This is a genomic window from Thioclava sediminum (assembly GCF_002020355.1).
GTDB classification, from domain to species: domain Bacteria; phylum Pseudomonadota; class Alphaproteobacteria; order Rhodobacterales; family Rhodobacteraceae; genus Thioclava; species Thioclava sediminum.
This window is the reverse complement of sequence record NZ_MPZV01000002.1, coordinates 479,332-491,196: the sequence shown is the minus strand read 5'-3', so window position 1 is coordinate 491,196 and position 11,865 is coordinate 479,332. Positions and strand designations below refer to the sequence as shown.

Genomic DNA, 11,865 nt, shown 5'->3' with positions numbered 1-11,865 from the left:
GATGCTCAGGAAAACCTTCTTTGCCTTGGCGTTGATGCTTTCGGCGCTCCTCTCGATCGGGCCTGCGCTTGCGGTGCAGCCCGACGAGATCCTGAAGGACCCGGCGCTCGAGGCGCGGGCGCGCGAAATCTCCAAGGTGCTGCGCTGCCCGGTCTGTCAGGGCGAGAATATCGACGACTCCAATGCCGAAGTGTCGCGGGATCTGCGGCTGCTTGTGCGCGAGCGCTTGCAGGCGGGCGACACCAATAGCCAGGTGATCGACTACATCACTGCCCGCTATGGCGAATATGTCCTGTTCGAGCCCGAGAAGCGCGGGGCGAATCTGCTGCTGTGGTATCTCGGCCCGGGGGCTTTGATCGTCGCATTGATCGGCGGGTTCTTCTATGTCCGCTCGCGCCGCGCCGCGTCCGAGGGTCCGGCTCAGCCCGATCTCTCCGAGGACGAGCGCAAGCGGCTGAATGAGCTGATGGGCGAGTAGGGGGCTTTCCGGCTCCGAGCCTAGCTCGAGCCTTCCCTCCAGACGGAAAAGCAGGGCGCGCGGCGGCCCGTGGGGTGGCGCAACGCGACCTTGGACGGCAGGCGCTTTATGCCAGCCGCGCCCCTCCATCGAATGAGCGTCGCGCGCGGTCACCGATGCGCCAGCCCACGGGCCGGCGCGCGCCCTGCGCAGGCGCTCTTCAGTCCTCTTCGAAAAATGAAAGAAGCGGCGGGAAAGCCCGCCGCTTCTCCATTCTCGCCCTGATGTCTCAGGTTCAGCGCTTACTCGATCCCGCCGAGGCACATGTATTTCAGCTCGGTGAAATCCTCGATCCCGTATTTCGAGCCTTCGCGGCCGACGCCGGATTGCTTGATGCCGCCGAACGGGGCGACCTCGGTCGAGATCAGCCCAGTGTTCACACCGACGATCCCGGTCTCCATCGCTTCGGCCACACGCCAGACGCGGGCGAGGTCGTTGGCGTAGAAATAGCCCGCCAGCCCGAACTCGGTCGCGTTGGCCATCTCGATCGCCTCGGCCTCGGTCTCGAAGCGGATCAGCGGAGCGAGCGGCCCGAAGGTCTCCTCGCGCGCGACCCGCATCTGCTGCGTCACGCCGGTCAGCAGCGTCGGCTCGAAGAAGGTGCGCCCGAGGTTCGAGCGATGCCCGCCCGCAGCCACCTGCGCGCCCTTTTCGGTCGCGTCGGAGATATGCGCCTCGACCTTGGCCAGCGCGTCCGCGTTGATCAGCGGCCCGGTGGTCACGCCCGGCTCGAACCCGTTGCCGGGGCGCAGGGTCGCAAGCCGCGCGGTCAGCTTCTCGGCGAAGGCGTCATAGACACCGGCCTGCACGTAGATCCGGTTCGCGCAGACGCAGGTCTGCCCGTTATTGCGGAACTTCGCGATCATCGCGCCTTCGACCGCCGCATCGAGATCGGCATCGTCGAAGACGAGGAAGGGCGCGTTGCCGCCCAGTTCCAGGCTGATCTTCTTCACCGTCTCCGCCCCTTGGCGCATCAGGATCTTGCCCACGCGGGTCGAGCCCGTGAAGGTGATCTTGGCGACCTTGGGGTTGGCGCAGAGCTCTTCGCCCATGCCCGCCGCATCGACACCGGGGATGATGTTGAAGACACCCGCCGGGATGCCCGCGCGCTCGGCCAGAACGGCCATCGCGAGGGCCGAGAGGGGCGTCAGCTCGGAGGGGCGCCCGACGAAGGTGCAGCCCGCCGCCAGCGCCGGGGCCAGCTTGCGCGCGATCATCGCGTTGGGGAAGTTCCACGGCGTGATCGAGCCCACCACGCCCACGGGCTGGCGGATCACGAGGATGCGCTTGTCGCGCTGGTGGCCGGGGATCACGTCGCCATAGACGCGCTTGGCCTCTTCGGCGAACCATTCGAGGAAGCTTGCGCCATAGGCGATCTCGCCCTTGGCCTCGGCCAGCGGCTTGCCCATCTCGGCGGTCAGGATCGCGGCGAGGTCGTCCCGATTTTCCATCATCAGGTCGTGGAAGCGGCGCAGGTAGCCCGCGCGCTCCTTGCCGGTGAGCGCGGCCCAGTCCGGTTTCGCGGCGTGGGCGGCCTCAATCGCGGCGCGCGTGGCGTCCACGTCGAGATCGGCCACCTCGGCGACGGTTTCACCGGTCGCAGGATCCTGCACGGCGAAGCGCTTCGCGCCCTCGATCCATTCGCCGTTCACATAGGCGCGGGTCTCCAGCAGGCTCGGGTCGTTCAGCTTGAGCATATCAGCCCTCCTTCGCGGCGGTCATCGCCTCTTCGAGGATGTCGAGCGCCTTGGCCATCTGGTCGTCGGGGATAGTGATCGGCGCGAGGAAGCGGATCACGTTGCCATAGACGCCGCAGGTCAGCAGCAGCAGACCGCGGTTGAGCGCTTCGACACGGATGCGCTGGGTCAGCGCTGCATCGGGCTTGCCGTCCGACATCAGCTCGACCGCGACCATGAAGCCGGGGCCGCGGATCTCGGCGATCTCCGGCATGTTGGCGCGGATCGCTTCGAGACGCTGCTTGAGACGCGAGCCGAGCTCGTTGGCGCGCGAGCAGAGGTCTTCTTCCTCGATCACGTCGAGCACCGCGTTCCCGGCAGCGATTCCCAGCGGGTTGCCGCCATAGGTGCCGCCCAGACCGCCCGGGTTCGCCGCGTCCATGATCTCGGCGCGACCGGTCACTGCCGCGATCGGAAGACCGCCGCCCAGACCTTTCGCCATCGTGGTGACGTCGGCCGCCACGTCGTAGGCGTCCATCGCGAACAGCGTGCCGGTGCGCGCGAAGCCGGTCTGCACCTCGTCGGCGATCATCACGATGCCATGCTCGTCGCAGAAGGCGCGCAGGCGTTTCACGAAATCATGCGGGGCGGGGTTGAAGCCGCCTTCGCCCTGCACGGGCTCGAAGATCACCGCGGCGAGGCGCGTTGGGTCGAGATCGGTTTTGAACAGGCTCTCCATCGCGGCGAAGCTGTCTTCGGTCGACACGCCATGCAGCGCGTTCGGGAAGGGGACGTGGAACACGTCGGGCATCATCGCACCGAAGCCCGCCTTGTAGGGCGCGACCTTGCCGGTGAGCGTCATCGTCATGAAGGTCCGGCCGTGGAAGCCGCCGCTGAACGCGATGACCGCGTTGCGACCCGTATAGGCGCGGGCGATCTTGATTGCGTTCTCGACCGACTCGGCGCCGGTGGTGACGAAGATCGACTTCTTGTCGAAATCGCCCGGCACCTTTTCGTTGAGCCGCTCGGCGAGGCGCACATAGGGCTCGTAGGGTATCACCTGATGGCAGGTATGGGTAAAGGCGTCGAGCTGGGCTTTCACCGCCTCGATGACTTTCGGGTGGCGGTGGCCGGTGTTCACCACCGCGATCCCGGCGGCGAAATCGATCAGCTCGCGGCCATCGGCATCGGTGACGGTGGCGTTCTCGGCGGAGACGGCGAAGTTCTGGGTCTGCACACCCACGCCCCGGGCAAGGGCGGCGGCGCGGCGGGTTTCGAGGTCGGCATTGCTGGACATGGGCACTCCTCAGGGGCTGGAGAATCACGGAATGATGTGACGCTAGTGTTTAACGAATAACTGTGCAATGTTTAGTTTGTTAAACGCATGGCGAAGGTGCGCGTGCTGGAAATCCGCCCGGCCGCACTCTAGAACAGGCACAGGACAGGAGGCTTGCGGTGAGCGAATTCGACGTGGGCGGACGGCTTCGGGCGATCCGCGAGGACAAGGGATTGTCGCAGCGCGAGCTGGCGCAGCGGTCGGGCGTGACCAACGGGCTGGTCTCGCTGATCGAGCGCAACAAGACCTCTCCCTCGATCACCTCGCTGCGTAAGATCCTCGAAATTCTCGAGACGACGCTGGCGGAGTTCTTCGACAGCGATACGCCCTCCGAGCCCGGCAAGTTCGTCTTCCGGCATTCTGAGCTCACCGAGATCAACCCGGGCCGGATCTACCGCTCGGGTGGCGCGGCGCTCGATGCGCTCTCGCTCAAGCGGGCAGGCAAGTCGGGGCAGACCAACATTCTGCTGCTCTACGAGACCTATGAGCCCGGCGCCGATACCGGGGCGGAGGCCTATGCCCATGAGGGCGAGGAGGGCGGTTTCGTTATCGAGGGCGAGTTGCTGCTGACGGTGGGCGAGACCACCGAGCTGTTGCGCGCGGGCGATGCCTACCTGTTCGACAGCCGCCTGCCGCACCGGTTCCGGAACGTGGCCAAGGCGCGTTGCGTGGTGGTCTCGGCCGCGACCCCGCCGACTTTCTGAGCGGTGCGCTCAGTAATAAGTCCGCTCTTTCAGGTCGCTCTCGGCCATCATTTTTTCGCAGGCTGCGAGGAAGGCGGCTTCCGCGCTCGACTGCTTTCGCTGCCGATTGGTGAGCAGGTAGATATTCACCATCGGCAACCCGTCATAGGGCGGCAACTGGCGTAGCCGACCCGACTCGACGTCGCGATGCGCGACGTGCAGCGGCAGCGCCCCGATCCCGATGCCGGCCACGATCATCCGGCGCAGCTCGTGCAGGTTCGAAGACACCCCGCGCCAGCTCGGGGCGAGCTTGGCCCGCGCACGCAGCAGCGAAACCGGGTGAAGCGGGCCGTCCTCGGTCTCGGTCTGGAACGACACCGAGGTCTCGCCTTCGATTTCGGCGAGGGTGATGTCCTCGCGGTCGAAAAGGGGATGGCGCTTGCCGCAGAACAATCCGAAATACTCGCGGTAAAGCACCTGCGCGCGGAGGTTTTCGGGCGTCTTGTGAAGCAGGCAAATCCCCAGGCTCGCCCGATTCTGTTGCACCCGGTTCACCACTTCCTCGCTCTCGGCCACCGTCATCGAGAAGGTCACCTTCGAATGCTCGGTGGCGAAATCATGCAGCACCGCGTCGTAGTGATCGGAGATGACATGCGAGGTCGTGGTGATCGCGATATGGCCGCGCAGCTCCTCCGCGCCGGTCTCCAGCAGGGAAGGGATCTGCGACACCGCGCCGAAGATCTGGGCGCATTCCTGATAGAGCAGGTTGCCCGCCCTAGTGACCTTGAATTCGTTGGGCTTTCGGATGATCAGCTCGTGGCCGGTGCGTTCCTCCAGCCGCTTGAGCGCGGCCGAAATCGTGGGCTGTTTGAGCCCCAGAAGATAGGCCGCCCGGGAGATGCCCCGCTGCTCCACCACCACCATGAAAGTGCGCAGAAGGTTCCAGTCGAGATGCCAGGGGAAACGTTGTTCGTAGGGCTTGACCATAGCCTAGATCTATATTGAAGATTTCTATTATTTATTTGCGCAATGGCGGTCGCCATGCAAGCGTTTCCGTCAACGAGGCTCTGAAAGGGGCGCTCGCCGTGGCGGGACGCGCCGGAAACAAGGCCGCCCGCAGTCATGACCAACAGGAGAAATCCATGACCAACCGCAGAACCGTTCTCAAAACCATCCTCGGGGCTGGCTCGCTCGCCGCGACCGGCATTTCGCTGCCCAGCCTCGCCGCGGCTGACGAGCTGGAGAGCCTCAAGGACAAGGGCGTGATCCGGATCGCCATGTCGGGCGCTTACCCGCCCTTCAACTTCATCAACGATTCGAACGAAGTCGTGGGCTTCGACCCGGCCATCGGCGAGGAGATCGCCAAGCGCATGGGGCTGAAGACCGAGATCGTGACGACCGCATGGGACGGGATCATCGGCGGTCTGCTGGCCAACAAATACGACGCCATCGTCGGCTCGATGTCGATTACGCCCGAGCGCGAGAAGGTCGTCGATTTCGTCGGTCCTTATTACACGACGAAGCGCGCGATCTTCGTGCTGCCTGACAGCCCGATCAAATCCGTTGCCGATCTGAAGGACGTCACCGTCGGCGTGACGCTGGGCGAAACGCACGAAGAGTGGGCGCGTGAGCAAGGCTATGACGTGAAGACCTACAAAGGTCTGCCCGAGCTGATCCTCGAGCTTCAGAACGGTCGTGTCGACGCGATCATCAACGACTCGATCGCGGCGATCCTCGCGATGAAGAAGAACGATTACAAATACCGCATTCTCGACGATCTGAAGACCGACGCGATCGGTGCGGGCATCGCCATCCGCAAGGGCAATCCCGAACTGAAAGACGCGATGCAGAAGGCGCTCGATTCCATGATGGAAGACGGCACCTACGAGAAAATCGCGATGAAGTGGATCGGCGCTGACATCCGCTGATCGGCGCGATCCAAGGAATGGTGGGCAGTCCGTCGTCTGACGGCTGCCCCGCCACACCCGAAACTTCGATGGATTCCCGAAAGGACACCGAACGGATGACCGCCGACTATGGAAAGCTGACTTGGGAGCAGGTCCGTGACGCGGATAAGGATCGTGTGGTGATCCTGAATGTTTCTGCAACGGAAGATCACGGGCCGCATATGCCGCTCGATACCGATACGGTTCTGGGAATGGCGGTGGCCAATGGTGTTGCCGACGCCGCGCCCGACGAAGTTTTCGTCATGCCCGCGATCCCCTATGGCTTCAACGAGCATCACAAGGACTTTCCGGGGGTTATCTGGATTCAGCCGGAGACGCTGATCAATTTCGTCTGCGACGTGACCGAGTCCCTCGCGCATCACGGCTTCCGTCGGATCCTGCTGCTGAACTCGCACGGGTCGAACCACCCGATCCTCGATCTCGCGGCGCGCAAGACGGTCATCCGCACCGGCATCATCTGTGTCTCGGCGTCGTATTGGAACTTGTGCAGCGACCGAATTCAGGGCCTGCGCAAATCCGAGGTGGGCGGCATTGCCCATGCCGGAGAATTCGAAGCTGCGATGTACAAGCATCTGCACCCCGAGCTTGTCGATCTCGACAAGGCAGAGAGCCAGAACCTGCACGATCCCGACACCAAATTCTTCAATCTCGATTTGGCGGCCGGTGGTGGCAAGGCGATGCTGATGCGCTGGTGGTCCTCTGTGTCACCCGACGGCACGATGGGGGATCCAACCGTCGCCGATGCCGACACTGGCAAGGCGTTCCTGGAAGCGGCGATCGAAGAGACGACAGCGCTCGTGCGCGAGATACGCGCGCTGCCCATCCTGTCCCGCCGCGATCATCATTAAGGGGAATGCCGTGGATATCGAACTAATCCTCAAGGTCTATCCGTACTTCCTAAAAGCCGCCGTGATCACGGTCGAACTTTCGGTTCTGACCATCGTGCTGGGGCTCATCTGCGGCGCACTTGGCGCAGCATCCCGGCTTTCGCGCTTTGCCATCCTGCGCTTCATCGGGGCGGCCTATGTCAGCTTCTTTCGTGGCACGCCCGCGCTGATCCAGCTGTTCCTGCTCTATTTCGGCGGCCCGCAGATTGGCATCCAGCTCGATGCCTTTCAGGCCGGCGTGATCGGGCTGGGCGTCAATATCGGGGCCTACATGACCGAGACGATGCGCGGCGCGATCGTCGCGGTCGACCGGGGCCAGACCGAGGCCGCGCGCACGCTGGGCCTGTCGAAGGCGCAGGCGTTCCGAAAGGTGACGCTGCCGCAGGCGCTGCGGCTGATGATCCGCCCGCTCGGCGTGAACATCAACGCGCAGATCAAGGGCACGGCGCTCGTCTCCGCGATCTCGGTGGTGGAGCTGACCTACACCGCGCAACGCTACATCGGTTCGACCTACAAGCCGTTCGAGATGTTTTTCCTCGCGGGGGTTCTCTACCTCATCATCATCACCGCGGTGGGCAAGGGCGTCTCGTTCCTCGACCGCAAGGTGCGCATCCAATGAGCCGCGCATCCGCCCCCGTTTCCCGCCCGCAAGAGAAGGAGTGAGCCATGGGTCTCGATTTCTCCGTCATCCCGCCTTTCTACGGCACGCTCTTGCTGGGTGTCCTGTGGACCATCGCCATCACCGCCGCGTCGGCTCTGCTGAGCTTCTTCGGGGGTATCCTGCTCGCGGTGATCGCGCTTTACGCGCCAGCCATCATTCGCCTGCCGGTGCGCTTCATCGCCTGGCTCTTCATGGGCACGCCGCTGCTGCTGCAACTCTTCCTGATCTATTTCGGGTTGGTTCAGATCGGCATTGACCTTCCGGCCTTCGTGGCAGGTGTGATCGGCCTCGGCTTCCATTTCGCGGTCTATAACTCCGAGCTGATCCAGACCGCGATGCTTGCGGTGGACAAGGGTCAGATGGAGGCCGCGCGCACGCTGGGCCTGTCGCGCAGACAGGCGCTCGTCAAGGTCGTCGTGCCGCAGGCGGTGCGCGACGTGCTGCCGCCCATCGGCAATAACATGATCGCGCTTCTGAAAGACTCGGCGCTGGTCTCGGTGATCGGGGTGTCGGAGCTGACGCTCTCGGCGCAGCGCGCCATCGGCCAGACCTACCGCGCCTTCGAGTTCTACGCGGCCGCTGCCGTCCTCTACTACATCATCAATCTCGGCATGGAGGCGGTGATCCGCTGGTTCGAGAACCGCAACCGCCTCTATCGCTGATCCGGGAGATATCGACATGACAGAGACAAAATCCTTCGTCGAAATCCGTCACGCCCAGAAATCCTACGGCACGCTGGAAGTGCTCAAGGACATCTCGCTCAACGTGGAACGCGGCCAGATCGTCGCCATCATCGGCCCTTCGGGCTCGGGGAAATCCACGCTGCTGCGCGCTATCAACGATCTCGATCCGCTGACCGGCGGCGAGGTTTGGCTCGACGGGGTGCAGGTCAACAAGAACCTGCCGCACAACCAGTATGAGAAGCACATCAACCAGATGCGTCAGGACATCGGCATGGTGTTCCAGCACTTCAACCTGTTCCCGCATCTCAGCGTTCGGGACAACGTGACGATGGCGCCGAAGCTGCTGAAGAAGATCTCCGACAAGGAGGCCAACAAGCTCGCCGAAGAGCAGCTCGATCACGTCGGTATGCTGGAGCGCATCGACTATTACCCGGCGCAGCTTTCGGGCGGTCAGAAACAGCGTGTGGCGATTGCCCGTGCGCTGGCGATGAAGCCGAAGCTGATGCTGTTCGACGAAGCCACCTCGGCGCTCGATCCCGAGCTGGTGGAAGAGGTGAACCTGGTCATGAAGAAGCTCGCGCAAGAGCACATGACCATGATCATCGTCACCCACGAGATGGATTTCGCCGCCTCGGTCTGCGATCGCGTGCTGTTCATGGACAAGGGCGTCGTGGTCGAAGAGGGCCCGCCCGAGCAGGTCTTCAAGAACCCGACCCAGGAACGAACCCGGAATTTCCTGCGCAAACATCTCGAAGGTGCAAAATGACGACTGAAAAGTCTCACCTGTTCTACCAGTCGCGCCAGCCGCGGCCTTTCCTCGAACGCTCCGAGGGGATCTACCACTACGACGAGAACGGGAAACGCTATATCGACGGTTCCTCGGGGGCGATGGTCTCCAATATCGGCCATTCCAATCCGCGCGTGCTGGAGAAGATGAAGGCGCAGATGGACCGTTCGACCTTCGGCTACCGGCTGCATTTCCGCACGCACCCCTCCGAGGATCTCGCGGCACGGGTCGCCGCGCGGATGCCCGAAGGGCTCGACAAGGTGTTCTTCGTGTCCGGCGGCTCCGAGGCGGTCGAGACCGCGATCAAGCTCGCGCGGCAATATGCGGTCACGCAGGGCGAGGAGAGCCGTTACAAGGTGATCTCGCGGCTGCCCTCCTATCACGGCGCGACGATGGGCTCGCTGAGCGTGACCGGCAGCCCGCTCTTCACCGGGAAATTCGCGCCGATGTTCACGGAGATGCCGAAGATCCCGGCGCCGACCTGCTACCTCGACCGCGACAATCTCACCGAGGAAGAACGCGGCATCAAATATGCCGAGATGCTGCGTGAGAAGATCGAGGCCGAGGGCCCCGAGACGGTGCTCGCCTTCCTGATGGAGCCGGTGGGCGGGGCCTCGACCGGCGCGCTCGTGGCGCCTGACAGCTATTACACCCGCGTGGCCGAGATCTGCCGCGAATACGGCATCCTGCTGATCTATGACGAGGTGATGACCGGGGCAGGGCGCACCGGCAAGTTCCTCGCCGCGGAGCATTGGGGGATCACCCCCGACATCGTCGCGCTCTCGAAAGGGTTCGGGGCGGGCTACGCGCCGCTGGGCGCGGTGGTCGCGCGCAATGACATGGTCGAGGCGCTGCTCGACGCGGGCGGCTTCCTGCACGGCTTCACCTATGCGGGCAACCCGCTGGCCTGCGCGGCCGGTCTCGCGGTGCTCGACGAGATGGAAGAACAGGACCTGATCGGCAATGCCGCGCGGATGGGCGATGTTCTCAAGGCCCGGCTGACCGGGCTGATGGACCGCTACCCCTTCATCGGCGATGTGCGCGGCAAGGGCTTGCTGCTGGCCTTCGAGCTGGTCTCGGATCGCGACACGATGGAGGTTCTGCCGAAAGAGTGGAACGCCCATACCGAGCTGGTCGAACTGGCCTATGAGCGCGGTCTCATCATCTACTCGCGCCGCACGCGGGGCGGCTACGAGGGCGATCATTTCCTCGTTTGCCCGCCGCTGATCGTGAACGAAGAACAGATCGACGAGATCATGGCGATCCTCACCGACGCGCTCGATGCCTTCGCCGCCAATCACGACCTGCCGTTGGTCGAGGAGGTCAGCGCATGAAGCTGCCCGACAAATCCATCGCGATGGAAGAGGTGGTCGCGCAGATTCCCGATGGCGCCACGGTGCTGGTGGGCGGCTTCGGCGTGCCCGGCACCCCCTTCGCGCTGCTGCGCGAGTTGGCCCGTCAGGGACAGCGCGACCTCGTGCTGGTCAAGAACGACGCCAACGAGGCGGGCATGGGCATCGACCACCTGATCGCGGGCGGTCAGGTGCGCAAGCTGATCGTGACCCATCTCGGGCTCAACGCCAACGCCATCGCGGCGATGAACGAGGGCCGTATGGAGGTTGAGTTCTGCGCGCAGGGCATCCTCGCCGAGCGTATCCGTGCAGGCGGCGCGGGGCTGGGCGCGATCCTCACCGATATCGGCATCGACACCGAATTGGCGCAGGGCAAGCAGGTGGTCGAGATGAATGGCCGCCCGATGCTGGTCGAACCGGCTCTGCGTGGCGATGTGGCGCTGGTCCATGCCGCGCGCGCCGATTGCTTCGGCAATCTCGCCTATGCCGCCACCGCGCGCAATTTCAACCCGCTCATGGCGATGGCCGCGACCCGCGTGATCGCCGAGACCGAGGAGCTTCTGCCGCTGGGCGGGATCGACCCGGACGCGGCCGAGAGCCCCGGCGCCTTCATCGACCACGTCGTGAAACTCGACGCGATTTCCGAGGAGTATGGCATTGTCAGACGCTAGATCCCGCATGGTGGCCCGTGCCGCGCGCGAAATCGCGCCCGGCATGGTCGTGAACCTGGGCATCGGCCTGCCCACCAAGGTGGTCAACCATCTGCCCGCCGACTTCCCCGTCTGCCTGCATTCGGAAAACGGGCTGACCGGGATCGGGCCGACGCTGCCGCTCGAGCGCGCCGACCGCAATCTGATCGACGCGGGCGGGGCCTATGTCTCGACGATCCCCGGCTCGGCCTTTTTCGACAGCGCGGTGAGCTTCGCGCTGGTGCGCTCGGGGCGGCTCGACCTGACGCTGCTGGGCGCCTTCGAGGTCGCGCAGAACGGTGATCTGGCGAACTGGAAGATCCCGGGCAAGTTCTCGCCCGGCGCGGGCGGCGCGATCGAACTGGCGCAGAAGGCGCGCCGCGTCGTCGTGATGACCACCCATTGCGACCGCAAGGGCAACCCGAAGCTGCTCGAGAGCTGTTCGCTGCCGCTGACCGCAAAGGGGCGGGTGGCGCGGATCTATACCGACATGGCGGTCGTGGACGTGACTGCGCAGGGCTTCGCGCTGGTCGAACTGGCCGAGGGCATCTCCGAGACGGAGATCCGCGAGGCGACCGGCGCACCCCTTGCGCTGCCGCAAGGCGACATTCCCAGATTCTGAGGCAC

General features: G+C 64.2%; 13 protein-coding genes. 10 read left to right on the top strand and 3 right to left on the bottom strand.

Going from position 1 to position 11,865, the window contains the following annotated elements:
• The first annotated feature begins 1 nt into the window (after position 1).
• The gene (locus BMI91_RS09570; protein WP_078604793.1) at positions 2 to 478 is read left to right on the top strand and encodes a cytochrome c-type biogenesis protein; all 477 of its coding nucleotides are present in this window, start codon (positions 2 to 4) and stop codon (positions 476 to 478) included.
• Between the two features lie 281 nt (positions 479 to 759).
• Here the strand turns inward: BMI91_RS09570 and BMI91_RS09565 are convergent, their stop codons facing one another.
• Together BMI91_RS09565 and BMI91_RS09560 are read right to left on the bottom strand one after the other, a co-directional pair.
• The gene (locus BMI91_RS09565) at positions 760 to 2,214 is read right to left on the bottom strand and encodes an NAD-dependent succinate-semialdehyde dehydrogenase (protein ID WP_078604792.1); all 1,455 of its coding nucleotides are present in this window, start codon (positions 2,212 to 2,214) and stop codon (positions 760 to 762) included.
• 1 nt (position 2,215) lies between these two features.
• Positions 2,216 to 3,490, bottom strand: a complete 1,275-nt coding sequence (locus tag BMI91_RS09560) for a 4-aminobutyrate--2-oxoglutarate transaminase (protein WP_078604791.1) — start codon at positions 3,488 to 3,490, stop codon at positions 2,216 to 2,218.
• 158 nt (positions 3,491 to 3,648) lie between these two features.
• On the opposite strand from BMI91_RS09560, the gene BMI91_RS09555 reads away from it, so the two are divergent.
• Complete coding sequence (locus BMI91_RS09555; protein ID WP_078522564.1) at positions 3,649 to 4,233, top strand: cupin domain-containing protein; 585 nt, start codon at positions 3,649 to 3,651, stop codon at positions 4,231 to 4,233.
• Positions 4,234 to 4,242: 9 nt separating this feature from the next.
• Here the strand turns inward: BMI91_RS09555 and BMI91_RS09550 are convergent, their stop codons facing one another.
• The gene (locus tag BMI91_RS09550) at positions 4,243 to 5,199 is read right to left on the bottom strand and encodes a LysR family transcriptional regulator (RefSeq protein WP_078604790.1); all 957 of its coding nucleotides are present in this window, start codon (positions 5,197 to 5,199) and stop codon (positions 4,243 to 4,245) included.
• Positions 5,200 to 5,354: 155 nt separating this feature from the next.
• Between BMI91_RS09550 and BMI91_RS09545 the strand changes: the two genes are divergently transcribed.
• The 8 genes from BMI91_RS09545 to BMI91_RS09510 all read left to right on the top strand — a co-directional run bounded on the left by BMI91_RS09545 (position 5,355) and on the right by BMI91_RS09510 (position 11,860).
• Positions 5,355 to 6,140: an ABC transporter substrate-binding protein gene (locus BMI91_RS09545; protein WP_078522566.1), complete on the top strand. Its 786-nt coding sequence runs from the start codon at positions 5,355 to 5,357 to the stop codon at positions 6,138 to 6,140.
• Positions 6,141 to 6,208: 68 nt separating this feature from the next.
• Positions 6,209 to 7,027, top strand: coding sequence for a creatininase family protein (locus BMI91_RS09540; protein WP_158522129.1), 819 nt, complete (start codon positions 6,209 to 6,211; stop codon positions 7,025 to 7,027).
• Positions 7,028 to 7,037: 10 nt separating this feature from the next.
• A complete protein-coding gene (locus BMI91_RS09535) occupies positions 7,038 to 7,685 on the top strand; it encodes an amino acid ABC transporter permease (protein ID WP_078522568.1) in 648 nt (215 codons plus the stop codon).
• 47 nt (positions 7,686 to 7,732) lie between these two features.
• Positions 7,733 to 8,389, top strand: coding sequence for an amino acid ABC transporter permease (locus tag BMI91_RS09530; RefSeq protein ID WP_078522569.1), 657 nt, complete (start codon positions 7,733 to 7,735; stop codon positions 8,387 to 8,389).
• Between the two features lie 16 nt (positions 8,390 to 8,405).
• The gene (locus BMI91_RS09525; RefSeq protein ID WP_078522570.1) at positions 8,406 to 9,176 is read left to right on the top strand and encodes an amino acid ABC transporter ATP-binding protein; all 771 of its coding nucleotides are present in this window, start codon (positions 8,406 to 8,408) and stop codon (positions 9,174 to 9,176) included.
• Positions 9,173 to 10,531, top strand: a complete 1,359-nt coding sequence (locus BMI91_RS09520) for an aminotransferase family protein (RefSeq protein ID WP_078604788.1) — start codon at positions 9,173 to 9,175, stop codon at positions 10,529 to 10,531. Before BMI91_RS09525 ends, BMI91_RS09520 begins: the two co-directional genes overlap by 4 nt.
• Entirely contained in the window at positions 10,528 to 11,220 is a 693-nt protein-coding gene (locus tag BMI91_RS09515; RefSeq protein WP_078604787.1) for a CoA transferase subunit A, read from the top strand. The genes BMI91_RS09520 and BMI91_RS09515 overlap by 4 nt, the downstream gene beginning before the upstream one ends.
• Positions 11,207 to 11,860: a 3-oxoacid CoA-transferase subunit B gene (locus BMI91_RS09510; protein ID WP_208607972.1), complete on the top strand. Its 654-nt coding sequence runs from the start codon at positions 11,207 to 11,209 to the stop codon at positions 11,858 to 11,860. Before BMI91_RS09515 ends, BMI91_RS09510 begins: the two co-directional genes overlap by 14 nt.
• The last annotated feature ends 5 nt before the right edge of the window (positions 11,861 to 11,865 follow it).